The 24,681-nt window shown below is 67.3% G+C and carries 19 protein-coding genes and 1 pseudogene; 17 read left to right on the top strand and 3 right to left on the bottom strand.

Going from position 1 to position 24,681, the window contains the following annotated elements:
- Positions 1-116: 116 nt before the first annotated feature.
- A pseudogene (locus KNW02_RS11375) lies at positions 117-656 on the bottom strand (IS5 family transposase).
- Positions 657-1,568: 912 nt separating this feature from the next.
- Here KNW02_RS11375 and KNW02_RS11370 point away from each other — a divergent pair.
- Together KNW02_RS11370 and KNW02_RS11365 are read left to right on the top strand one after the other, a co-directional pair.
- Positions 1,569-4,088, top strand: coding sequence for a cation:proton antiporter (locus KNW02_RS11370; protein ID WP_216033383.1), 2,520 nt, complete (start codon positions 1,569-1,571; stop codon positions 4,086-4,088).
- Positions 4,089-4,155: 67 nt separating this feature from the next.
- On the top strand, positions 4,156-6,474 hold the full coding sequence (locus KNW02_RS11365) for a Tex family protein (protein ID WP_216033382.1): 2,319 nt from the start codon (positions 4,156-4,158) through the stop codon (positions 6,472-6,474).
- A 9-nt stretch (positions 6,475-6,483) separates the two neighbouring features.
- Here the strand turns inward: KNW02_RS11365 and cbiB are convergent, their stop codons facing one another.
- Both cbiB and KNW02_RS11355 read right to left on the bottom strand, forming a co-directional pair.
- Positions 6,484-7,389 (bottom strand): adenosylcobinamide-phosphate synthase CbiB, encoded by a 906-nt coding sequence (gene cbiB, locus KNW02_RS11360; RefSeq protein WP_431356755.1) that lies wholly within the window; start codon positions 7,387-7,389, stop codon positions 6,484-6,486.
- Positions 7,386-7,928 (bottom strand): histidine phosphatase family protein, encoded by a 543-nt coding sequence (locus tag KNW02_RS11355; RefSeq protein WP_252733738.1) that lies wholly within the window; start codon positions 7,926-7,928, stop codon positions 7,386-7,388. The genes cbiB and KNW02_RS11355 overlap by 4 nt, the downstream gene beginning before the upstream one ends.
- Before the next feature lie 185 nt (positions 7,929-8,113).
- On the opposite strand from KNW02_RS11355, the gene KNW02_RS11350 reads away from it, so the two are divergent.
- The 15 genes from KNW02_RS11350 to KNW02_RS11280 all read left to right on the top strand — a co-directional run bounded on the left by KNW02_RS11350 (position 8,114) and on the right by KNW02_RS11280 (position 24,676).
- Positions 8,114-9,274 (top strand): isovaleryl-CoA dehydrogenase, encoded by a 1,161-nt coding sequence (locus KNW02_RS11350; RefSeq protein ID WP_216033380.1) that lies wholly within the window; start codon positions 8,114-8,116, stop codon positions 9,272-9,274.
- Positions 9,274-9,795: a lysozyme inhibitor LprI family protein gene (locus KNW02_RS11345; RefSeq protein ID WP_252733737.1), complete on the top strand. Its 522-nt coding sequence runs from the start codon at positions 9,274-9,276 to the stop codon at positions 9,793-9,795. The genes KNW02_RS11350 and KNW02_RS11345 overlap by 1 nt, the downstream gene beginning before the upstream one ends.
- Positions 9,729-11,330 (top strand): AMP-binding protein, encoded by a 1,602-nt coding sequence (locus tag KNW02_RS11340; protein WP_216033379.1) that lies wholly within the window; start codon positions 9,729-9,731, stop codon positions 11,328-11,330. The genes KNW02_RS11345 and KNW02_RS11340 overlap by 67 nt, the downstream gene beginning before the upstream one ends.
- Positions 11,327-11,800, top strand: a complete 474-nt coding sequence (locus KNW02_RS11335; RefSeq protein ID WP_216033378.1) for a lysozyme inhibitor LprI family protein — start codon at positions 11,327-11,329, stop codon at positions 11,798-11,800. The genes KNW02_RS11340 and KNW02_RS11335 overlap by 4 nt, the downstream gene beginning before the upstream one ends.
- 1 nt (position 11,801) lies before the next feature.
- Positions 11,802-13,406 carry a carboxyl transferase domain-containing protein gene (locus KNW02_RS11330; protein ID WP_216033377.1) on the top strand — a complete coding sequence of 535 codons (1,605 nt, stop codon included), beginning with the start codon at positions 11,802-11,804 and terminating at the stop codon, positions 13,404-13,406.
- A gap of 12 nt (positions 13,407-13,418) precedes the next feature.
- Entirely contained in the window at positions 13,419-14,063 is a 645-nt protein-coding gene (locus tag KNW02_RS11325; protein WP_216033376.1) for an ankyrin repeat domain-containing protein, read from the top strand.
- On the top strand, positions 14,060-14,545 hold the full coding sequence (locus tag KNW02_RS11320; RefSeq protein WP_216033375.1) for an O-acetyl-ADP-ribose deacetylase: 486 nt from the start codon (positions 14,060-14,062) through the stop codon (positions 14,543-14,545). The genes KNW02_RS11325 and KNW02_RS11320 overlap by 4 nt, the downstream gene beginning before the upstream one ends.
- 82 nt (positions 14,546-14,627) lie before the next feature.
- Positions 14,628-16,559, top strand: a complete 1,932-nt coding sequence (locus KNW02_RS11315; protein WP_216033374.1) for an acetyl-CoA carboxylase biotin carboxylase subunit — start codon at positions 14,628-14,630, stop codon at positions 16,557-16,559.
- Positions 16,556-17,209, top strand: a complete 654-nt coding sequence (locus tag KNW02_RS11310; RefSeq protein WP_252733736.1) for a glutathione S-transferase family protein — start codon at positions 16,556-16,558, stop codon at positions 17,207-17,209. Before KNW02_RS11315 ends, KNW02_RS11310 begins: the two co-directional genes overlap by 4 nt.
- Positions 17,202-18,065 carry a hydroxymethylglutaryl-CoA lyase gene (locus KNW02_RS11305; RefSeq protein ID WP_216033373.1) on the top strand — a complete coding sequence of 288 codons (864 nt, stop codon included), beginning with the start codon at positions 17,202-17,204 and terminating at the stop codon, positions 18,063-18,065. Before KNW02_RS11310 ends, KNW02_RS11305 begins: the two co-directional genes overlap by 8 nt.
- Entirely contained in the window at positions 18,058-18,840 is a 783-nt protein-coding gene (locus KNW02_RS11300; protein WP_216033372.1) for a crotonase/enoyl-CoA hydratase family protein, read from the top strand. Before KNW02_RS11305 ends, KNW02_RS11300 begins: the two co-directional genes overlap by 8 nt.
- Positions 18,841-19,295: 455 nt before the next feature.
- Complete coding sequence (locus KNW02_RS11295) at positions 19,296-21,623, top strand: DUF3604 domain-containing protein (protein ID WP_216033371.1); 2,328 nt, start codon at positions 19,296-19,298, stop codon at positions 21,621-21,623.
- Positions 21,620-22,708 carry a hypothetical protein gene (locus KNW02_RS11290; RefSeq protein WP_216033370.1) on the top strand — a complete coding sequence of 363 codons (1,089 nt, stop codon included), beginning with the start codon at positions 21,620-21,622 and terminating at the stop codon, positions 22,706-22,708. Before KNW02_RS11295 ends, KNW02_RS11290 begins: the two co-directional genes overlap by 4 nt.
- Positions 22,701-23,660: a peptidyl-prolyl cis-trans isomerase gene (locus tag KNW02_RS11285; protein ID WP_216033369.1), complete on the top strand. Its 960-nt coding sequence runs from the start codon at positions 22,701-22,703 to the stop codon at positions 23,658-23,660. Before KNW02_RS11290 ends, KNW02_RS11285 begins: the two co-directional genes overlap by 8 nt.
- Positions 23,657-24,676 (top strand): HupE/UreJ family protein, encoded by a 1,020-nt coding sequence (locus KNW02_RS11280; protein WP_216033368.1) that lies wholly within the window; start codon positions 23,657-23,659, stop codon positions 24,674-24,676. Before KNW02_RS11285 ends, KNW02_RS11280 begins: the two co-directional genes overlap by 4 nt.
- The last annotated feature ends 5 nt before the right edge of the window (positions 24,677-24,681 follow it).

Raw genomic sequence — 24,681 nt, 5'->3', positions numbered from 1 at the left:
ACCTGGAACACATTCTTCGCCAGATCGAGCCCGACCGTGATAATCTCCGACATGACCGTCCTCCGTTGTGGATCATCGCAGACCCACCTTGGCACAGAGATGCCGTCGGGGGGCGGTCACATCATCAATGCCGTGCGGATGTAGGAGGTATCCGTATCTATCGCGAGATGCACCTTGCGCCACTGGCGCCGCCCCTGAACACCGTGCTTTCGGGCCTGCCATTCGCCATCGCCGAGGAACTTGATGCCGGTGCTGTCTACGAGCAGGTTTAGAGGCCCGTCGGTGCGGCGATACGGGATTTGCACGGCCAGGGTCTTCCGACGGCGGCAGAGCGTGGAGTAATCCGGAACGGGCCAGTCCAGTCCCGCCAGGCGCAGGAGACTAGCAACCATCCCCCCTCGCCATGGTCACTCGAACCAGTGGCGTTCTCATGGCTCGATTTGCCGAAGCGGCAGTTTGAACAGTACCTTGATCGACAGACAGAACTGGATCGCTGCGTTCGAGAAGACCGGCGGGCGCCCCGATCGACCCTCATGCGGCGCGTGCCAAGCCGTCTCCTTGTCCGGCCAGACCAGCAGCGAACCACGCTTGCGGAGCGCGGCGCTGTAGCTGGACCAGTTCGTCGTGCGGTAGCGGGCGGGTGTGGGCTTGCTCATGCAGCCCGTCTAACCAAATGGATCCGTGATGTGAATCCTTCACCGCCAGAGTTCTGCAACAACGCCCATCGCTTATGAGCTTTTTCCTCTTATGTTGGCCCAAATTGCACCAAGTCGGAACCGCGCTGCACGACCGAATGCGCGAAGTACTCTTGCGGTGAATATGAAAACGACCGCCGCGCCAAGCGACATGCAAAAGACTAGAAACAGCGTTGGCAGATCTACAACCTGGTCCCGCAGCAAAGCGCCAATTCCTCCTCCTGTCGCGGCGCCTACAGCTCCTCCAAAAAGCGCTCCTAAGCCAATTACCGCAGCAGCGGGGATACCAACACCAGAACCCATTGCGACGATGCCGATCCCCCCCACAAGTGAAGCAGCATATCCGCCCGCAGCTGCTCCGCCAGCGGCTCCCCCGAACATCCAGCCACCAGAGCCTTGCTTAACCAGAGCGGCATCCCATAGCAGGGAGAAGATCAGAAGGGCTAGAAGTATGATTTTGTTTCGACGCGTGAAGATTATGATCTTCTCAAATGATCTCTTTAACACTCTGGAACCTTTCTCATTGAGAAAAACGGAGTAGCAGGACGGCCCCCCGATGACGGTTTTTAATCTTCCACTTTAGGAACGTCTGATCAACGGTTTCGGCTCCGCCGAGATGGCCGCCTGATCGCACCAGCGCCAAGAAAACGTGCTTCTGACGGTCGTGTCCGTGCTTTCCGCCCGGCCCAGAAAGTGCTTTTCGTCTTAAGGTTGTCGGGCCGGGAAGCTCTGTCAAGAGTTGATTGTCGCCCATCGCGCTCCGGTGGCGAGATGGCCGTGATGCGCGGCAGGCGATCCGTCATTCACGAAAAATCGTGGCGGGGTCCGCCGGGCGATATTCACGGGCGCGGATTTTGCAGTTATCGCTGGGACATGGACATCGTTCTGCTGACTGCCGTCATTGCCTCGCTTTTCGTCGTCATCGCCATGGCCGAGCCGCTCGCGGCACGGCTGTCCTTGCCCTACACCGTGATCCTCGCCGTGCTGGGCATCCTGATCGGCGGCGGTGCCGTCTTCTTCCTGCGCACCGATGTGACCGATGCGCTGAACCCGGTGGCCGAGGCGATTCTGGCGCTGCCGATCCGGTCGAACGTGTTCCTCTACGTCTTCCTGCCGACCCTGATCTTCCAGGCCACGCTGGAGATGAATGTCCGGCGGATGCTGGACGACTGGGTGCCGATCCTGACCCTTGCCGTCGTGGCGGTCGTGGTGGCGACGCTGACCATCGGCTATGCGCTGTCCTGGGTCAGCGGGCTGCCGCTGGTGGTCTGCCTGCTGATCGGCTCGATCGTCTCGACCACCGACCCTTCGGCCGTCGTCAGCATCTTCCGCTCGCTCTCGGCGCCGCGCCGGCTGGCGCGCATCATCGAGGGCGAGAGCCTCTTGAACGACGCCGCCGCCATCGCGCTGTTCGGCCTGTTCATGAGCTTCGTGATGCTGGGCGTGCCCGACCCGGATCTGGGCGGTGCATTGTGGAGCTTTCCCTGGCTTTTGGGCGGCGGCGCCCTGGGCGGCATGATCGCGGCCCGCGCGGCGCTGCAGTTGATGCACTGGTTTGCCCGCTATGAGCTGGCGCAGCTTTCCGTTTCGGTGGCGGCGCCCTACCTGGCCTATATCGGCACCGAACAGTTGCTGGGGGCCTCGGGCGTGATCGCCGTCGTTGCCACCGGTCTGACGCTGAACCTGATGGGACCGGCGCGGTTGGCGCCCGCGTTCTGGACCAACCTGCGCGAGATCTGGGCGCTTTTGGCGCATTGGGCGGGGGCCCTGATCTTCATTCTGGCAGCGCTGCTGATACCTCGGCTGATGGGCGAGGTGCGGCCGGGCGACTATGCGCTGATCCTGGTGGTGATCCTGGCCGCCTTCCTTGCCCGGGCGGTGATCCTCTTCGGGTTGATGCCGCTTCTATCGATGACGAAACTCTCGCCGGTGATCGAGCGGCCCTACCGCGTCGCCATCCTCTGGGGCGGGCTGCGCGGGGCGGTGACGCTGGCGCTGGCGTTGGCGGTGACCGAAAGCCTGCGCGTGCCGGTCGAGACGAAACGGCTGGTCGGCATCCTTGCCACTGGATTCACCCTGTTCACGCTGATGGTGCAGGGGACCACGCTCAGATGGGTGATCTCGCGGCTGGGGCTGGACCGGCTGTCGCCGCTTGACGTGGCGCTGTCAAACCAGGTCGTGGCCGTGGCCCTGCAGACCGTGCGTGAAGAGGTTGCCAGCACCACCGAGAATTACGATCTGACCCGCGAGACCGTCCGTTCCGAGGCGAAGCGCTTCGCGGAACGGCTGGATCAGGCGGTGGCGCGGGCCGATGCCGAGGACAATACCGAGATCCTCGATCGTGACCGGATCACCCTCGGCCTGATCGCACTGGCGGGGCACGAACGCGAGGTGATCCTGTCGCGGTTCCGCGAACGGGCGATCAGCGCCCGGCTGTCCGAGACGATGCTGTTCGAGGCCGACCGGCTGATCGAGGCGGCCCGCAGCGGCGGCCGCTTCGGCTATCAGCGCGCGGCGCGGCGGGCGCTTCGCTATGGCCCGAGCTTCCGCTCGGCCGCCTTCCTGCAGAACCGGCTGCGTATCGCCGGCCCCCTGGCGCAGATGACCGCCGACCGTTTCGAATCGCTGCTGGCCAAGCGGCTGATCCTGCGGGACGTGGATGGATTCATCGACAGCCGTATCCGCCGGATCCATGGCCGGCGCGTGGCCGAGTTGCTGCACGAATTGCTGAGCCGCCGTTCCGAGGCGGTCGAGACCGCGCTGGAGGGGTTGCGCCTGCAATATCCCGGCTATGCCGAGGAACTGGAACGCCGCTTCATCCGCCGCGCGTCCCTGCGGCTAGAAGAACGCGAATACGCCGCCATGCGCGATGACGGGCTGATCGGGGCCGAGTTGCACACCGCCCTCATGGCCGATATCGGGCGGCGCAGGCAGAAGGCCGAAGGGCGGCCGGCGCTGGACATGGCGTTGCGGAAGAAGGAACTGGTGCGGCAGTTCCCGCTTTTTGCCGATCTGGACGACGGCGAATTGCGGCGCCTCAGCCGGGCCCTGCACACCCGCTATTTCAATGCCGGCAAGGTGATCGCGCGCAAGGACAGTTCGGCGCACAGCGTCTTCTTCGTGGCCTCGGGTGCGGTCGAACAGGAAATCGCCGGCCAGACCACCCGTCTGGGCCGGGGCGAGATGTTCGGGCAGATGAGCCTGCTGACACGCCGTCCGCGACGCGCCCAGATCACCGCAATCACCCCCACCAGCCTCCTGGAACTGGACGAGGCCGGTTTCCGGCGGGTGCTGAAACGATCCAGTGCGTTGCGCCAGGCGGTTCGTGTCAGCATGTCCGAGAAGGCGCTGACCGATGCCGCCGAGCGGATGCCGGAACTGGCCCGCGACTGAGGCTTGATGCTTGGCGCCGGCTGGCGGCAGGGGTAAGACTGCGGTTCCAGAACAGGAGAGGACCCGCATGGACGCAGCCCCCCGCATTGCCCGCATCATCGCCGCCGAGATCAATGCCAGCCCGGCGCAGGTCAGCGCAGCCGCCGAATTGCTGGATGGCGGGGCGACGGTGCCCTTCGTCGCGCGCTATCGCAAGGAGGTCACCGGCGGGCTGGACGACACGCAGCTGCGCAACCTGTCCGAACGGCTGGCTTACCTGCGCGAGATGGAGGCCCGGCGCGCGGCGATCCTGAACTCGGTCCGCGAGCAGGGCAAGCTGACCGACGATCTGGCCCGGGCCATCGCCGGGGCCGAGACCAAGGCCGCGCTAGAGGATATCTATCTGCCGTTCAAGCCCAAGCGCCGTACCAAGGCGATGATCGCCCGCGAGAACGGGCTGGAGCCGCTGTTGCGCGCCATTCAGGACGACCGCGCCGCCGATCCGAAGGCGCTGGCCCAAGGCTATGTCACCGAGGCGGTGGCGGATGCGAAGGCGGCGCTTGACGGGGCGCGCGATATCCTGGTCGAGGAGTTGAGCGAGAATGCCGCGCTGCTGGGCGCGCTGCGCGAGTTCATGCGGGCCGAGGCCTTCATCGCCGCCAAGCTTGTGGCCGGAAAGGAACAGGCCGGCGCGAAGTTCAGCGACTATTTCGACCATCGCGAGAAATGGGCCGATATTCCCGGCCACCGGGCGCTGGCGATCCTGCGGGCGGCGAAGGAAGAAGTGGTGACCATCGACATCTCGCCCGACCCGGAAACGGGTGCCGCGCGGGCCGAGGGGATCGTGGTGCGGGCCATCGGCCGGCTGGGCGAGTTGCCGGGCGATCAGTGGCTGCGGCAGGTCGCGGGATGGTGCTGGCGGGTGCGGCTGTCGAACACCATGTATATCGACCTCTTGACCGAGTTGCGCAAACGCGCCCATGACGAGGCGATCCGGGTCTTCGGGCGCAACCTCAAGGACCTGCTGCTGGCCGCGCCGGCCGGGGCCAAGGCGACCATCGGTCTGGATCCCGGTATCCGCACCGGCGTCAAGGTCGCAGTCGTGGATGCGACCGGCAAGCTGGTCGATACCGCCACCATCTATCCCTTCCAGCCCAAGAACGACCTGCGCGGGGCCGAGGCCACGCTGCTGGCGCTGATCGCGCGGCATGGCGCCGACCTGATCGCCATCGGCAACGGCACCGCCAGCCGCGAGACCGAGCGACTGGTCGGCGAGGTGCTGAAACATCTGCCGAAGGGGGTGAAGCAGCCCACTAGGGTGGTGGTGTCCGAGGCCGGGGCCTCGGTCTATTCCGCCTCGGAACTGGCGGCGAAGGAATTTCCCGATCTCGACGTGTCGCTGCGCGGCGCGGTCTCGATCGCGCGGCGCCTTCAGGATCCGCTGGCCGAACTGGTGAAGGTGCCGCCGGAAAGCATCGGCGTCGGCCAGTATCAGCACGATGTGGACCAGCGGCAACTGGCCAAGACGCTGGAGGCGGTGGTCGAGGATGCGGTGAACGCCGTCGGGGTCGATCTGAACACCGCCTCGGCCCCCCTGCTGGCCCATGTCGCCGGGCTGGGGCCGTCCCTCGCGCAGTCCATCGTGACGCATCGCGATGCCGAAGGCGCATTCCGCTCGCGTGCGGCGCTGAAGAAGGTCGCGGGCCTCGGGCCGCGCGCCTTCGAGCAATGCGCGGGCTTCCTGCGGATCCGTGAGGGCGACGAGCCGCTGGATGCCTCGGCCGTTCACCCCGAGGCCTATGGCGTGGCCCGCAGGATCGTGACCGCATGCGGGCGCGATATCCGCGCGATCATGGGCGATGGCGCGGCGCTGAAATCCGTCCGCGCCGAAGATTTCGTGGATGCGCATTTCGGCCTGCCCACCATCCGCGACATTCTGGCGGAACTGGAAAAGCCCGGCCGCGACCCGCGCCCCGGCTTTGTCACCGCCAGCTTTGCCGATGGCGTCGAGGAGATCACCGATTTGAAACCCGGCATGTCGCTGGAGGGGACCGTCACCAATGTCGCGGCCTTCGGTGCCTTCGTCGATATCGGCGTTCATCAGGACGGGCTGGTCCATATCAGCCAGCTGGCCGATCGTTTCGTGAAGGATCCGAACGAGGTGGTGAAGGTCGGCGATGTGGTGAAGGTCCGGGTGACCGAGGTGGATGTGCCGCGCAAGCGCATCGGCCTGACCATGCGCAAGGATGGTGGCGGGGCCGAGGCGCGGACCGGTTCCGGCGCCGGGCGCGAGCAGCCAGGCAAGGGGACGCGGCAGGCGAAGGGCGCCTCGGCCTCGCCGGGCGGCAAGGGCGCGGATCACGGCTCGTTCGGGGCGGCGCTGATGGACGCGATGCGCAAACGCTAGGCCGGCGGGCTACAGAAGCGCCAGCACCAGCAGGATCGCCGCGCCGGATATGGTGGCGCGGCGATAGATCGCCAGCGCGCGGCCGATATCGGCGGCCTGCGGATCCCGCGCGCCGGCATTCAGCCACGACTCATCGGCGATGCGGTCGGCATAGGCACGAGGCCCGGACAGCCGCACCGCCAGTGCGCCGGCCATTGCCGCCTCGGGCCAGCCGGCATTGGGCGAGCGATGCGCGCGGGCGTCGCACCGCGCCACCCGCCAGGCCTCGCGCCCGCCGGCCAGCGCGATCAGCAGCGCCGTCAGGCGGGCAGGCAGCCAGTTGGCGGCATCGTCCAGCCGGGCGGCGAAGCGGCCGAACTGGGCATGGCGCGGGGTGCGGTGGCCGATCATCGAATCGAGCGTATTGATCGCCTTGTAGGCGGCGATGCCCGGCAGTCCCGCCACCGCCGCCCAGAACAAGGGCGCAATGACCCCGTCCGAGGCGTTCTCGGCCAGGCTTTCGATACTGGCGCGGGCCAGCGCGGCCTGATCGGCGCGGCTGACATCGCGGCCCACGATCATTGATGTCGCCTGTCGGGCGGCGTCCAGATCGCCCGCCGAAAGCGGTGTCTCGACCGCGCGCAGGTGATCGTGCAGCGAGCGGGCGGCGACCAGCGGCCAGGCCAAGATGCCCGCTAGGACGGGGCCAAGGAGGCCTTGCAGCCAGATCGCCGGCAGCAGCGCCGCCCCGATCACCAGCAGGCTGGCCACCGCGCCGCGCGCCACCCGCCCGCCGCCACGGTTCAGGCGCCGGTCCAGCGTCGCGATCAGCCGCCCCAGCCATGTCACCGGATGGCCGATGCGGCGAAAAACCGGCTCGGGCCAGCCGATGGCGGCATCGAGGATCAGCGCGATCAGCGCCGTCAGCGGCATCATGGCGCGGTCACATTGACGGCCTCGACCGCCCAGCCCGCGCCGGCCCGGCGCAGCACGGTCAGCGACAGCGGCGCGACCGAGAAGGACAGCGCCGCGGGGCCGACCACCAGTGCCAGTGCCGCGCGGACGGTGCCGGCATGGGCGACCAGCAGCGCGTCGTGGTCCAGTCCGGAAATGCCGGCATGGATCCTCGCGGCCATGTCGTCGAAGCTTTCGCCGCCTTCGGGGCGATGGGCCGCCAGGCCGGCCGGGGGCAGGGCGCCCAGATCGGGCAGCGCGTCATAGGCCAGCCCTTCCCAGATGCCGAAATCCTGTTCCCACAGCCAGTCGCAGGTCCGGTCCGGCGCGAGCCCGAGCGCGGCGGCGGTCTGCCGGCAGCGGCGCGCGGGGCTGCACAGCACCTCCCCCGATACGCCGATCCGGGCGCGCATCCAGTCGCAGGCCGCGCCATCGCTGCAATCGGCCGCGACATCCGTCCGCCCCGCCAGCCGCCCGTCGCTGAGCGGCGGCGCATGGCGCAGGATCATCAGCTTGGCCATGGGCATCCCTTTCGCAGCCGGCTTCGGGCGGAGGCGGCAAGATGTCCCTTTCGCCGGGCAAGGACAAGACGGCGATGTTGACCGATCCGCTATTCCGTCGCAGGCTTTTTCTTGACGCAGGGACGGACGATGCGTTAAACGGCATTAAATGAACGATCGTTCAATAAACCGGAGGAGACGCCGCGATGTTCACGCAGGGCATGGAATTCGATCTGGGCGAGGATGTGAACGCGCTGCGCGACATGGTGCATCGCTGGGCGCAGGAGCGGGTCAAGCCGCTGGCCGCCGAGGTTGATCGCAAGAACGAATTTCCCAACGATCTGTGGACCGAGATGGGCGAACTCGGCCTGCTCGGCATCACCGTGCCCGAGGAATGGGGCGGTGCCGGCATGGGCTATCTGGCGCATGTCATCGCCACCGAGGAGATCGCCCGCGCCTCGGCCTCGGTCAGCCTGTCCTATGGCGCGCATTCGAATCTCTGCGTGAACCAGATCAAGCTGAACGGCAGCGACGCGCAGCGCGCGAAATACCTGCCGGGTCTGTGCAGCGGCAAGGCGGTCGGCGCGCTGGCCATGTCCGAAGAGGGGGCGGGCAGCGACGTGGTCAGCATGAAGCTGCGGGCCGAGAAGAAGAACGACCGCTTCGTGCTGAACGGCAACAAGTACTGGATCACCAATGCGCCCGATGCGCAGACGCTGGTGGTCTATGCCAAGACCGACCCCGAGGCCGGCAGCAAGGGCATCACCGCCTTCATCGTCGAGCGCGGCATGAAGGGGTTCTCGACCTCGCCGCATTTCGACAAGCTGGGCATGCGTGGCTCGAACACGGGCGAGCTGATCTTCGAGGATTGCGAGATCCCCTTCGAGAATATTCTGGGCGAGGAAGGCCGCGGCGTGCGCGTCCTGATGTCGGGGCTGGACTACGAGCGGCTGGTCCTGTCGGGCATCGGCACCGGCATCATGGCCGCCTGTCTGGACGAGGTGATGCCCTATCTGCGCGACCGCAAGCAGTTCGGCCAGCCGATCGGAGCCTTCCAGCTGATGCAGGGCAAGATCGCCGATATGTATGTCGCGCTGAACACCGCGCGGGCCTATGTCTACGAGGTTGCGCGGGCCTGCGATTCCGGCAGGGTGACGCGACAGGATGCCGCCGGTGCCGTGCTTTACGCCAGCGAACAGGCCATGGTGCAGGCGCATCAGGCGGTGCAGGCGCTTGGTGGCGCGGGCTTCCTGAATGACAGCGTGGTCAGCCGCCTGTTCCGCGACGCCAAGCTGATGGAGATCGGCGCCGGCACCAGCGAGATCCGCCGGATGCTGATCGGGCGCGAGTTGATGGGGCTGGTCTGATGCTGCGGGCGCTTGCAGCCGTTCTGGCGCTGCTGATGGCCACCGCGGCGGCGGCGCAGGACGCGCAACCCGAATGGCCGGATTTCGATGGCGGGCTGGTGGATGCCTGTCTGGCCGAACAGGCGGGTGAGGACGCCCGGCCCGAAAGCTGTATCGGTGTCGCCGCCGATCCCTGCATCAATACCCCCGGAACCTACAGCACCGCCGGCACAACCTATTGTCTGGGGCAGGAACTGGACCATTGGGACGGGCTCTTGAACGGTGCCTATCAGGCGGTGATGACCGAGGCCGAGGCGACGGATGCCGAGATGGCGGAACTGGGTTCGGCCGCACCCGCGCAGGCGCCGCTTCTGCGAGAGATGCAGCGCAGCTGGGTCGCCTATCGCGATGCCGCCTGCGATTACGAGCGCAGCCGCTGGGGCGGCGGCAGCGGTGGCGGGCCGGCCAGCGTGCAATGCGCGCTGACGCTGACCGCGCGGCAATATCTGTGGCTGCGCGACTATCAGGGGAATGGTCAGTGAGGCGGCTTCTGTCCCATACGGATCATGCGGCGCTGCGCCGCGACTTCCGCTGGGGCTTTCCCGCGCGGCTGAACATGGCCGACCAATGCCTGCGCCACGATGCCCGATCGGTGGCGATCATCGAATATGACGGCAGTTCCCGCCCGGTCAGCTTTGGCGATCTGGCGCGGATGACCGACCGGCTGGCCCATGTGCTGGCCGCCGAACCGGCCGAGCGGGTCGCGGTGCTGCGGACGCAAAGCGCATGGACGGCGGCGGCGCATCTGGCGGCGTGGAAATCGGCCGCGATCTCGGTGCCGCTGTTCAAGCTGTTTGGCCCCGAGGCGCTGGAATTGCGGCTGCGCGATGCCGGCGTGAAGACCGTCATCGCCGATCCCGAGGGGCGCGAGATGCTGCGCGCCTTCCCCGATCTGCGCGTGATCGTTCCCGAGGACGGGCTGTCCGAAGCCGGCCCCTTTGCCACCCGTGAGACCGGCCCCGAGGATCCGGCGGTCATCATCTATACCTCGGGCACGACCGGGGCGCCGAAAGGTGCGCTGCATGCGCACCGGGTGCTGACCGGCCATCTGCCGGGCGTCGAGATGAGCCACGACCTGCTGGGCCAGCCCGGCGACTGCCTGTGGACACCGGCCGACTGGGCCTGGATCGGCGGGCTGTTCGATGTGGCGATGCCGGCGCTGGCGCTTGGGGTGCCGGTGGTGGCCGCCCGGATGGCCAAGTTCGACCCTGCCGCCGTGGCCCGGCTGATCGCTGATTGCGGGGTGCGCAACGTCTTCTTTCCACCCACCGCGCTGAAGATGCTGAAGGCGGCGGATGTCGCCATCCCCGGCCTGCGCAGCGTCGCCTCGGGCGGCGAGACGTTGGGGGCCGAGATGCTGGACTGGGGCCGCCGGGCCTTTGGCCTGACCATCAACGAATTCTACGGCCAGACCGAATGCAACATGGTGGCGTCCTCGGCCGCCTCGATGTTTCCCGCGCGTCCGGGCGCCATCGGCAAGGCGGTGCCGGGCTTCGATGTGCAGGTGATCGACGAGGCCGGCGAGGCCAGCGATGGCGAGGGCGATATCGCCATCCGCCGCGGCGCCGGCTCGATGATGCTGGGCTACTGGAACCGCCCCGAGGAGACGGTGCAGAAATTTCGTGGCGACTGGCTGGTGACCGGCGATCGCGGGGTGATCGAGGACGGTTTCATCCGCTTTGTCGGGCGCGATGACGACGTGATCACCTCGGCGGGCTACCGGATCGGGCCGTCCGAGGTCGAGGATTGCCTGCTGAAACACCCGGCCGTCGCGGCGGTCGGCGTGGTTGGCAAGCCGGATGATATGCGCACAGAAATCGTCAAAGCTTACATCGTGTTGCGAGGGGAATTTTCTGCATCGGATGAATTGGCGGCCGAGCTTCAGGCGCATGCCAGGCGCCTGTCCGCCGCCCATTCCTACCCGCGCGAGATCGGCTTTCTGGATGCCCTGCCGATGACGGTCACCGGAAAGGTGATGCGGCGCGAATTGCGCAAGCTGGCGGAGGAAGAGAGATGAAATCGTGGATGATCCCGGCAATGCTGTCTCTGGCTGTTGCGCCCTTTGCGGTTCAGGCACAGGACTTCACCGTGGACGAGGCAGCGGTTGAGGCCTGTTTCGAGGCCGCGGATCCCGGCGAGACCGCACCGGGATGCCTGGGCCAGGCCGCGCAATCATGCCAGTCGACCACGCAGCAGGGCGAGACGACACTGGGCATCGGCCAGTGCATCATGGCCGAAACGGCGGCATGGGACGTGCTTCTGAACCGGGAATACGGGATGACCCGCGACAGCTTTGCCGAGACGCCCGGATTGAAGGACACCCTGCTCAAGGCGCAGCGTGCCTGGATCGCCTTTCGCGATGCCGATTGCGCCGTCGCCTATGAACGCTGGGGCGGAGGCAGCATGCGCAGCATCGCGGCGGCGAACTGCCGGATGGAATTTACCGCGCGTCGTGCGCTGGAACTCAAGTTCATGAGGGGATACTGAGATGAAACTGAAATCGCAGGCCCTGACCGGTTCCGATGCCTTCCGCGCCAATCGCGAGGCGCATCTGGCATTGCTGGCCACCGCGCGCGAGGCCGCCGAGGCGGTGCTGGCCGGCGGCGGTCCCAGGGCGATGGAACGTCATGTCAGCCGCGGCAAGATGCCGCCGCGCGAACGGGTGGCGAACCTCCTGGATCCGGGCTCACCCTTCCTCGAGATCGGGGTGACGGCGGCGCATGGCATGTATGACGGCGACGCGCCCGGCGCCGGGGTGATTGCCGGCATCGGCCGGGTGCATGGGCAGGACGTGATGGTCGTGGCCAATGATGCGACGGTCAAGGGCGGCACCTATTACCCGATGACGGTCAAGAAACACCTGCGCGCGCAGGAGATCGCCGAACAGTGCCATCTGCCCTGCGTCTATCTGGTCGATTCGGGCGGCGCGAACCTGCCCAATCAGGACGAGGTCTTCCCCGACCGCGACCATTTCGGCCGCATCTTCTTCAACCAGGCACAGATGAGCGCCAAGGGCATCCCGCAGATCGCCGTGGTGATGGGCTCCTGCACGGCGGGCGGCGCCTATGTGCCCGCCATGTCCGACGTGACCATCATCGTGCGCAATCAGGGCACGATCTTCCTCGCCGGCCCGCCGCTGGTGAAGGCAGCGACGGGCGAGGTCGTGACGGCCGAGGATCTGGGCGGCGGCGACGTGCATACGCGCCTGTCGGGGGTGGCGGACTATCTGGCCGAGGATGACGCCCATGCGCTGGCCCAGGCCCGCCGCGCCATCGCCAACCTGAACCGCCGCATGCCCGAAACCGTGGTCTGGCAATCGCCCGAGGCCCCGGCCTACGACCCCGAGGACATCCTCGGCGTCGTGCCGGCCGACCTGCGCACCCCCTATGACATCCGCGAGGTGATCGCCCGCGTCGTCGACGGCTCGCGCTTCGACGAATTCAAGGCGCGGTTCGGGGAGACCCTGATCACCGGATTCGCCCATATCGAGGGCTGCCCGGTGGGGATCGTGGCCAACAATGGCGTGCTGTTTTCCGAGGCCGCGCAGAAGGGGGCGCATTTCATCGAACTCTGCTCGCAGCGCGGCACGCCGCTGATCTTCCTGCAGAACATCACCGGCTTCATGGTCGGCCGCAAATACGAGAACGAGGGCATCGCCCGGCACGGCGCCAAGATGGTGACGGCGGTGGCGACCACCTCGGTTCCGAAGATCACCATGCTGGTCGGCGGCAGCTTCGGGGCCGGCAATTACGGCATGTCTGGCCGCGCCTATTCGCCGCGCTTCCTGTGGACCTGGCCCAACAGCCGCATCTCGGTCATGGGCGGCGAGCAGGCAGCGGGCGTCCTTGCCACCGTCCGCCGCGACGGGATCGAGCGCAAGGGCGGCACCTGGTCGCCCGAGGAAGAGGCCGAGTTCAAGCGCCCGACCATCGAGATGTTCGACCGGCAGAGCCATCCGCTCTATGCCTCGGCGCGGCTCTGGGATGATGGCATCGTTGACCCGCGCAAGACTCGCGACGTGCTGGCGCTGAGCCTGCGGGCCTCGCTGAACGCACCGATCGCGCCGACGCGCTTCGGCGTCTTCCGGATGTAGGGGGCGCGGCGGATGACGAGACATCTGGTATTGCCGCTTCTTCTGGCCGCCTGCACCGCGCAGGCAGACGAGACGGCGCTGCTGCAGGCCGCGGCCAACGGCGACGCGGCGACGGTTCAGGCCGAGATTGCGGCCGGCACGCCGCTCGACGCCCGCAACGACAAGGGCGAGACGGCGCTGATGATCGCCACCCGCGCCAATCAGGTCGAGGCGGCGCGGATGCTGATCGAGGCGGGCGCCGATGTGAACGCCAAGGACGGGATCGAGGACACTCCCTATCTCTATGCCGGCGCGCGCGGGCATCAGGAGATCCTGCTGATGACGCTGGCGAACGGCGCCGATCTGGCGGATCTCAACCGCTTCGGCGGCACGGCGCTGATCCCGGCGGCCGAACGCGGCCATCTCGAGACGGTCCTCACGCTGCTCAAGGCGGGGGTGGACCCCGATCACGTCAACAGGCTGGGCTGGACGGCGCTGATGGAGGCGGTCGTCCTCGGCGATGGCGGCGCGCGCCAGCAGCAGGTCGTGGCCGCGCTGCTCGAGGGTGGCGCCGATCCGAATATCCCCGATTTCGACGGGGTGACGCCGCTGCAGCACGCGCGCCGCATGGGGTTCGACGCCATGGCCGCGCTGATCGAACAGGGGGGCGGCAGGTGATCCGCGTCTGGCAGGGCAATATCACCACGCTGGCCGTCGATGCCATCGTCAATGCCGCCAACAACTCGCTTCTGGGCGGGGGCGGGGTCGATGGCGCGATCCACCGCGCCGCCGGCCCCGGCCTGCTCGCGGAATGCCGCCTGATCGGTGGTTGCCCGACCGGCGAGGCGCGCATCACCCGTGCCTACAACCTGCCCGCGCGCCATGTCATCCACACGGTCGGGCCGGTCTGGAAGGGCGGCGCGGCGGGCGAGGACGACCTGCTGGCCGCCGCCTATCGCAACAGCCTGGCCCTGGCTCGGGATCACGCCCTCTCCAGCATCGCCTTTCCGGCCATCTCGACCGGCATCTACGGCTTTCCGACCGGCCGTGCCGCCCGGATCGCGGTCGATACCATCCGCGACCACCGGGCCGCCTTGCAGGTGACCCTCGTCGCCTTCGATGCCGGCACGGCACAAATCCTCGAAGAGGCGCTCGGATGAGCCATTCTTCTTCATGCAAATATCCCGCGGGGGTCCGGGGGCGCGAAGCCCCCGGCGATCTCCGCCAAGCGCAGGAGCCGTCATGTTCCACAAGATCCTGATCGCCAATCGCGGCGAGATCGCCTGCCGTGTCATCGACAGCTGCCGCCGGATGGGGGTGGCGACCGTCGCCGTCTATTCCGATGCCGACCGCGGCGCGCGCCATGTCGCCATGGCCGACGAGGCGGTGCATCTGGGCGGCGCGGCCCCGGCCGACAGCTACCTGAAGGGCGATGCGATCATCGCGGCGGCGCGGGCGACCGGCGCACAGGCGATCCATCCGGGCTACGGCTTCCTCAGCGAGAACCCAGGCTTCGTCGATGCGGTCGAGGCTGCCGGGCTGGTCTTCATCGGCCCCTCGGCCAGGGCAATCCGGGCGATGGGGCTGAAGGACGCGGCCAAGAAGCTGATGGAAGAGGCCGGCGTGCCGGTCGTGCCGGGCTATCACGGCGCCGATCAGGATCCGACCCATCTGGCCGCCGAGGCCGGGCGGATCGGCTATCCGGTGCTGATCAAGGCCGTGGCCGGCGGCGGCGGCAAGGGGATGCGGCGCGTCGATGACCTTAAGGATTTCGCCGATGCGCTGGCCTCGGCCCAGTCCGAGGCAAGGAACGCCTTCGGCAATCCCGACGTGCTGATCGAGAAATACGTCCTGCAGCCGCGCCATATCGAGGTGCAGGTCTTTGGCGACGGTCACCGCGCCGTGCATCTGTTCGAACGCGACTGCTCGCTGCAGCGCCGCCATCAGAAGGTCATCGAGGAGGCGCCGGCCCCCGGCATGACGCCCGAGATCCGCAAGGTGATGGGCGCCGCCGCCGTGCGCGCGGCCGAGGCCATCGGCTACAAGGGCGCGGGCACGATCGAGTTCATCGTAGATGGCACGGGCGGGCTGCGCGCCGACGGCTTCTGGTTCATGGAGATGAACACCCGGCTGCAGGTCGAGCATCCCGTCACCGAGGCGATCACCGGCGTCGATCTGGTCGAATGGCAATTGCGCGTCGCCAGTGGCGAGCCTCTGCCTGCAAGGCAGGAGGATCTGCAGATCCACGGCCACGCCTTCGAGGCGCGGCTCTATGCCGAGGATGTCCCGGCGGGCTTCCTGCCCGCGACCGGGACGCTGGCGCATCTGCAGTTCCCCGAGGTCGCCCGGATCGAGACCGGGGTGCGGCAGGGAGACACGATTTCGCCCTGGTATGACCCGATGATCGCCAAGATCGTAACCCATGCCCCGACCCGCGCCATCGCGCTCAGGGCGCTGGAATCGGCGCTGGTCGATGCCGAGGTGGCCGGCAGCGTCACCAATCTGGACTTCCTGATCGCGCTGACCCGGCATGAGGGGTTCCGCGCGGGCGAGGTCGATACCGGGCTGATCGGGCGCGATCTGGACGATCTGGTCGCCGCCGCCGAACCCGACCCGCGCACCCGCGCGCTGGCCGTGGTCGGTCTGGCCGGGCTGCATGACCCACGGGTCAGGGGCGGGGCGACGCTGTGGCAGCCGCTGCGCCGGACCATCGCCTGGGAGGGCGGCGAGGCCGTGCTGGAGGTGCTGGGATCCGGGGCCGCCCGCGTCACGCTGGATGGTCAGCCGCATGAGGTGCGCTGGCAGGGCGACCGCTGGTGGGTCGATGCGGCGCTGCGCCGCAACCGGATCGTCAGCCATGATGCCGGCGTCAGCGTCTTTGGCGGCCGCACCGTGCATCTGACGCCGCTTGACCCGCTGGCGCGCGACACCGGCGCTGCGGGGGGCGATGCGCTGACCCTGTCGCCGATGCCGGGACTGGTGAAATCGGTGCATGTCGAGGCCGGGCAGGCGGTGAAGGCCGGCGACCGTCTGGCGGTGCTTGAGGCGATGAAGATGGAACATTCCCTGACCGCCGCCCGCGACGGCGTGGTGGCCGAGGTTCTGGCGGCGGCGGGCGATCAGGTCGAGGCCGGCGCGCCGCTGATCCGGCTGGAAGAGGAAGAACCCGCATGATCCGCCTGCATCACGTCCCCGGCTCGCGTTCCATGCGGGTCCTGTGGCTGCTGGAAGAACTTGACCTGGCGTATGATCTGAAAACCTGGTCGCTGACCGACGGCTCGTTGCGCAGTCCCGAATTTCGCGCCCTGTCGCCGGCGGGACGCATCCCCGCGCTTGAGATCGACGGCCGGGCGATCTTCGAATCCGGCGCCATCCTGCAATATCTGACCGAGCGCGAGGGCAGGCTGGCGCCACGGCCCGATGATGCCGAACGCGCCGATTTCCTTGGATGGGTGCATTTCGCGGAAACGCAGGGCAACATCCTGCAACAGCTGAATATCCACCACATCTTCCTGCGCCCGGAAAGCGCCCGCTCGGTCCCGCTGATGAAGCTGGAGACAAAGCGGCTGGCGCTGACCGCGCAGGTGCTGGAGGACCATCTGGCCGGCAGGGACACGCTGCTGGCCTCGGGCTTCTCGGCGGCCGATTGCATGCTGGGCTTCAATATCGACGCGCTGTTCCGTTTTGTGCCCATCGCCGACTATCCGCATCTGGCGGGCTATCGCGAGCGGATGGGCGCGCGGCCGGCCTATCGGCGGGCGCTGGTGCGGGCGGGCGGCGACGAGATCTATGCGCAGGACTTCTATGAGGTGCCCAATGCCTGAGGCGGTCGAAATCTTCGAGGTCGGCCCGCGCGACGGGTTGCAGAACGAAAGGCGGCTGATCCCGGCGGCGGAAAAGATCGCGCTGGTCGATCTGCTGTCGCGGGCCGGGTTCCGGCGGATCGAGGTGACCAGCTTTGTCAGCCCGAAATGGGTGCCGCAGATGGGCGATGCCGCCGAGGTGATGGCCGGGATCGCCCGCCTGCCCGGGGTCAGCTATGCGGTGCTGACGCCGAACATGAAGGGGTACGAGGGCGCGCGCGCGGCGCGGGCCAGCGAGGTGGCGATCTTTGCCAGCGCCTCGGAAGGCTTTAGCAAGGCCAACCTGAACGCGACCATCGCCGAAAGCCTTGACCGGCTGGCCCCGGTGGCGGCGGCGGCACGGGCGGACGGCATCCCCGTGCGCGGCTATGTCAGCGTGGTGACGGATTGCCCCTTCGACGGGCCGACGCCGCCCGGAAATGTCGCCCGTGTGGCCGCCGCGCTGCGCGACATGGGCTGCTATGAGATCAGCCTGGGCGAGACGATCGGGCAGGGCCGCCCCGAGACCATTGACGCCATGCTGACGGCGGTGCTGGACGAACTGCCCGCCGACCGGCTGGCCGGGCATTACCATGACACGGCGGGCCGGGCCTTGCAGAATATCGATGCCAGCCTTGCGCGCGGGCTGCGGGCCTTCGACGCGGCAGTCGGGGGATTGGGCGGCTGCCCCTATGCGCCGGGGGCCAGGGGCAATGTCGCGACCGAGCAAGTGGCCGCGCATCTGGCCGCGCAGGGCTATGCGACCGGGCTGGACATGGATGTGATCGGGCAGGCGGCCGCGATGGCGCGGGCCATGCGGGAGGGTGCAGATGTTTGAAACGATCCGGATCGGGACTGACGCGCGCGGCGTGGCGACGCTGTGGCTGGCGCGGCCCGACAAGCACAATGCGCTGTCCCAGCAGATGATGGAGGAACTGACCGAGGCCACGGCACGGCTTGGCGCCGATCCGGCCGTGCGCGTGGTGGTGCTGGCGGGCGAGGGCGCAAGCTTCTGCGCCGGCGGGGATCTGGGCTGGATGAAGGCGCAGATCGCCGCCGATGCCGAGACCCGGCGCGCAGGCGCGCGGGTGCTGGCCGGGATGCTGTCGGCCCTGAACCTGCTGCCGAAGCCGCTGATCGGGCGTGTCCATGGCAATGCATTCGGCGGCGGTATCGGCATGATGGCGGTCTGCGACATCGCCATCGTGGCCGAGGGCGCGAAATTCGGGCTGACCGAGGTGCGGCTGGGCCTGATCCCGGCCACGATCGGGCCCTATGTTCTGGCGCGGATGGGTGAGGATCGGGCGCGGCGGGTCTATTTCTCGGCCCGGCTCTTTGACGCTGGCGAGGCCGTGGCGCTGAACCTTGCGGCCCGCAGCACCGCCCCCGAGGCACTGGACGCGGCGGTCGAGGCCGAGGTGGCGCCATTCCTGCAGGCGGCGCCGGGCGCCATCGCGGCGGCCAAGGCGCAATGCCGTGCACTGGGTCCGCGGATCGACCAGGCGGTGATCGAGGACAGCATCGACCGGCTGGTCGCGGTCTGGGAAGGCGACGAGGCCCCCGAGGGGATCGGCGCCTTCTTCGACAAGCGCAAGCCGCGCTGGCAGGGCTGAGCCGGACCCGGCCCCCCGCCGCCCCGGAACAGGGCCTCTCAGGACGAATCGCGCAGCGGCCGTGTCGGCTGGGGGGGCGGACCGGTCCGTCCTGCCGCCGTCATGCATGGGTATCGGCGTATTCCCGACGCGCATCTTTCTGTCGCGGATTTGGCGTCTCGTGGCGCAAAATGGTTAGTTTGCCAAGGCAGACGGTGCTTCACTTTGCATCAGGAGATTCGACTGCGGATCGTCGTCCTGTCTGCTGCGGCGCGACCGGTCGAGAATGCACAGACATACCATGATGACCGGGTCCTGACTGGGGGTTTTGGAGATGGGGCCGTCGTCTCGCGGCGGCCTTCCGTTTCCGGCTGCGCCACCATCAGCGACAAGGTCCGGGCGCGGCGTCCGGGGCGCCGACGGGAAAAAGGAAACGAGAGATGTGCGCTTGTGATGCACTGACAGGTCGGCGCGGATTGCTGCTGACGACGGCTGTCGGGATTGCGATGTTGGGGGCCGGGGCGGCGGATGCCCAGTCGCCGGCGGACCGTCAGGCCTTTTTCGGCGAACAGCATGTCCATACAAGCTGGTCGTTCGATGCCTATATCTTCGGCAACCACGTCACCGGGCCCGCCGATGCCCTGAAATACGCCAGGGGCGAGCCGATCAAGCATCCGCTGGGCTATGACGTGCAGATCACGACACCGCTCGACTGGATGGGGGTGACCGACCATTCCGAATATGCCGGGGTCGTGCGGCTGTCGAACGACCCCCAATCGCCGATCAGCAAACTGCCGGTGGCGAAGGAGCTTGCCGTGCATGATGCGGCCGACATCCAGCGGATCTATCTCTGGCTCGGCACCAGCATGATCGAGGAAAAGCCGATCGAGGCGCTGATGCAGCCCGAGATCTCGGACACGGTCTGGCAGGACAACAACAAGGCCGCCGACGCGGCCAATGAGCCGGGCAAGTTCACCGCCTTCTGTTCCTATGAATGGACCTCGAACCCGGACTACCGGAACATGCACCGCAACGTCTATTTCAAGGATTGCGCCAAGGTGCCGGCCCGACCCTACAGTTCGCTTGAAAGCCAGGCGCCCGAGGATCTGTGGAACTGGATGGATCAGCAGCGCCAGGCGGGCAACGATGCGCTGGCGATTTCGCATAATGCAAACCTTTCGGGGGGGATCATGTTTCCCACCGAGGTCGATTTCAAGGGCCGCCCGATCGACCAGGCTTGGGCCGAGGCGCGGATGCGCAACGAGAAGCTGACCGAGATCAAGCAGATCAAGGGCGCCTCCGAGACCCATCCACTGCTGTCCCCGACCGATGAATTCGCCAATTACGAAATCCTGAACTACCTCCTTGGTAACCCGGAGGGCCGGTTCGTGACGCTGGGCGGCAGCTATGTGCGGCAGGCGCTGAAGGACGGCATCACCATGCAGCAGGTCAAGGGCTACAACCCCTACAAGACCGGCGTGGTCGGCGGATCGGATTCGCACAATACCGCGGTGCCCTACCGGCAGACCAACTTCTTCGGCGGCCATGTGCGGCTTGACGGAACAACCAAGGAGCGCATGGCCGGGCACAATTTCGCCGGCCTCGATGTCCGTTTCGAGAACCCCGCCGGCCTGACCGGTCTGTGGGCCGACGAGAACACGCGGGCTTCGCTGTTCGAGGCGATGCAGCGCAAGGAAACCTTTGCCACCAGTGGTCCGCGGATGCAGATCCGCTTCTTCTCGGGCTGGAGCCTCGGGGATATCACCGACCGCGAGGATTGGGTGGCGGCGGCCTATGCCCAGGGGGTTCCGATGGGCGCCGACCTGCCGGCGCCGCCGCAGGTGACGCGCTCGGGCGAGCCCGTGCCCGAGTTCGTGGTCTGGGCGGTCAAGGATCCCGCCGCAGAAAACCTCGACCGCATCCAGATCGTGAAGGGATGGTCGCAGGACGGCCAGTCCTTCGAGAAGGTCCATGACGTCGTCTGGTCGGGCGAACGGGTGCCGGAGCCCTTTACCGGCAAGGTTCCCGCGATCGAATCGACGGTGGATATCCTCGCGGCCACCTATGACGGCACCAGCGGTGCGACCGAGCTGATCGGCAGTTGGCGCGATCCGGATTTCGACCCTGCGCTGGATGCCTTCTACTATGCCCGCGCATTGGCCATCCCGACGCCGCGCTGGACCACCATCCAGGCCAAGGAGTTGGGCGTTTCGCCGCCGGAAATGGTGGCCGCGACCGTGCAGGAGCGCGCCTGGTCCTCGCCGATCTGGTACACGCCAACCGCCGAGATGCGTGCGAAGGCGCCGGCAGGCCGGACGGTCGCGGATCTGGAAAAGGCGGGTGCCGTTGCCCTGAGCGATGACGAGCTGAAGGAACTTGTGACCGCGAAATTCCTGTGGCTCAGGAACAGCGTGACCGGCGGTCTGCTCAAGTCGCAATGGACGGATACGGGCCTTGTGATGTTCATGAATGTCGATCCGCGCATTCCGCAGCCGTCGGAATTCGGCGATCTCGAGGCCCATTCCTATCTCGGCGAGGCGAACAGCGCCTATTCCATCAGCGACGGCAAGATCGTGACCAATTTCGGCAACCGCGACTACAGCTATGCCGTCTACAAGGTCGCGGCGAAACCTGACGGTGGCGATGGTGGCTCGGACGCTGCCGCCAAGCCAAGTTATGTCTTTGCCCGCAGCAACGAGTTCGGTTACGCGAATTACGAGGTGATCGATCCGCCCCTCTTCCTCGGCACCGAGGTCACCGACGCCACGGTTCCCTCGGCCTCGCCGACCACCGCCTCGGAATGAGACTGCTGCGGCATCTCGGGCTCCTTGCACTGGGCGCCGTGGGTGCCGCCGCCCTCGGCGGGGCGGCGGCGGCCTGCGCGATCTGCCTGTCCGCCGTCGATCTTGCGCCGGGGCAGCGGCTGGATGACGCCGACCAGGCGGTTCTGGCGGTGCCCTCGGAGGACGGCGGGTTCTGGCGGATCCTTGCCACGCTGAAGGCCGAAGGGCCGGTCGATATCGGTCAGCTGAATACTGAGCTTCCGCCCGCCGGGGGGGGCGCCGATGGACAGGCGGAATTGCTGATCCGCAGCGGTCTTGGGCATTTCTGGTCCCGGCAGGGACGTAACGATCCATCCCATGCCGGCTGGCTGGGCAGGTTGGCAAATTCCGGTTCCCCCGATGCAGTCGAGGATAGCGGCGCGAAAGCTGCCGCCTGGCAGGAAAGGTTGCGGCTGATCGCGCCGCATCTGGACAGCGGGGCGCCGGAAATCGAGGCCTGGGCGCATGGCGAGTTGTCCCGGGCGCCCTACGCCGCGATCCGTGAACTGGGTGAGGCGTTTTCCCCCGCCGATCTCATGTCCCGGATCGCGGCGGAGGCGCATCCGGGGCATCGCGTGGCCTTCATCCTGATGCTGGGAGCAACCGGCGACGATCAGGCATCGGCCTGGGTGGATGACGCGCTTCTGGGCGAGATGGCCGGCGATGCCAGTCAGCTTTCCGCCCTGCTGGCGGCGCGGCTTGATCTGAGGGGGGCGGATGTCGTCGACTGGATCGGGACGCATTACCTGCTGGACCGCAGGCGCGGGCCTGCGGAAATCGAGGCCGCGCTGCTTGCCCTCTCGGTTCACGGTGATATCGGGACGGTGATCCCGCGCGCCCGGATCGTCTCGACCCTGCGCGATTTCGTCCGGGAACGGCCGGCGATGGCCGGTTTCGTCGCGCCCGATCTGATCCGATGGCAGGAATGGGGCGCGACCGAAGACTATGTGAACCTTCTCAACGACGAAGCCATTGCCGACCCGGCCGGGGAATTCGCGGCGGTAAGCTATGTCAATCTCAGCCCCGACATCGAGGCCAAATCGAGTCTGAACCTGAACCATGACTGACCCTTCGCAATCGCCCCCGCGGCGCCGGCTTGTGCGGGCCGTCCTGCGTGATCCGCTGACACATTTTCTGATCGGCGGCGCGATCCTGTTTGCCGCCTTCGCGGCAGGCGCCCCGGAACGCGTGGCGGCCCCGGCCGATCCGCTGCGGATCGAAATCACCGAGGACGACCTGCGCCAGATAGCACTGGTCGTCGTGGCACAGGGCCGCGTCATACCCACCGCCGAGCAACTGCGCGATCTTGCCCAGCAGGAGGCTGTCGAGCGCGTCCTTGTGCGAGAGGCGCTGTCCCTTGGCCTCGACCAGAACGACGAGATCATCAACCGTCGGCTGGCCCAGAAGATGGATTTCCTGCTGGCCGACCTTGCGGCCCTGGATGCGCCGTCGGACGAGGTTCTGCGCGCATGGTATGACAGGAACGCCGCACGTTTCGCCGTCCAGCCGCGGGCGAATTTCCGGCACCTCTTTTTCTCGACCGACAAGCGCGGCGGCGAAGGCGCGCGCGCGGCGGCGGCCGACCTTCTGGCACGGCTGGGCAATACCGGGCCGGCCGATCCGGATCTGGCCGGACTGGCGGATCCGTTCATGTTCCGCGACTATTACGGCGGCAAGAACCCGATGGAGGTCACCAAGGAGTTCGGGCCGGATTTCGCGGCCGAACTCTATGCGCAGCAACCGGGCCGATGGGCCGGGCCGATCCGCTCGGGCTATGGCTGGCATCTGGTCTGGATCGACTCGATGGAGGCCGGCCATATCGCGGATCTGGATTCGGTGCGCGAAGCGGTCCTCTCGGCCTGGCATGAAGAGCGTTATCAGGAGATCCGCAAGCGCGCCTATGATGAGATGCTGTCGCGCTACAGCATCGTCATGCCCGACGCGGCGTCGGTCGCCGGCCTGCTGTCGGAAGAGACCGCCAGCAGCCGGAACGGCACGACATCGCTGGTGATGCAATGACACGGGCGGCGCGTGGCCTCTGGGCGCTCTGTGCCACTCTGGTCCTCGGGTTCCTGCCGCTGGTGGCGGTCATTGGCCCGGCCGCCGCCCATGATGTCAGGCCGGCCTATCTGCAGATCGATCCCTTGGGCGCGGATCGCTATACGCTGATCTGGCGGACGCCATTGCTGTCGGGCATGTCATTGCCCGTGGTGCTGGACCTGCCGGCAGAGGCGAAGGTTCTGGCACCGCCCAAGATCCAGCCCCTGCCGGGATCGGTGATCGAACGGCGCGCGATCGAAATTCCGGGCGGTCTTGCCGGCCAGCGGATCGGTTTCGTCGGCCTCGAGGGGACGATCACAGACGTTCTGGTGCGCATCGGCGATGGCAGGGGCGGGCAGGCGACGGCGCTGGTGCGGCCCTCGCGGCCCTGGATCGAGATCGATCCCGAACGCGGGCTGCTGGACATCGCGCTGACCTATCTGCGGCAGGGGATCGACCATATCCTCACGGGCACCGATCACCTTCTGTTCGTGGCCTCGCTGCTGCTGATCGTCCGCGACTGGCGGATGCTGCTGAAGACCATCACCGCCTTTACCGTCGCGCATTCGATCACCCTGGCGCTGGCGACCTTCGGTCTGGTCAGCCTGCCGCCCGGGCCGGTCGACACGCTGGTTGCGGCCAGCATCGCCCTGGTCGCGGTCGAGGCGGTCCGACGCGAACGCGGGGTGACAAGCGCCATGATCCGCTGGCCCTGGATCGTCGCGTTCCTCTTTGGCCTTCTGCACGGTTTCGGCTTCGCCGGGGCGTTGCTGGATCTGGGCTTTCCGCAGGGGGACATTCCGCTGGCGTTGCTGATGTTCAATATCGGCATCGAGATCGGCCAGCTGATCTTCATCGCCGTCGTTCTGGCCACCATCGCGGCCATTCGGCGCATCTTCCCGATCCCCGGCCGGGCCGTCCTCGTGTCCAGTTATGCCATCGGGATCCTCGCCACCTTCTGGGCACTCGAGCGGCTTCAGGCAACCTTCACATAGGATCG

Origin of the sequence: Paracoccus marinaquae (assembly GCF_018860165.1) — a bacterium.
In the GTDB taxonomy this organism is placed as follows: Bacteria; Pseudomonadota; Alphaproteobacteria; order Rhodobacterales; family Rhodobacteraceae; genus Paracoccus; species Paracoccus marinaquae.
Note: the sequence above shows the minus strand (reverse complement) of the source record. Positions and strands in the feature narration are given on the sequence as shown.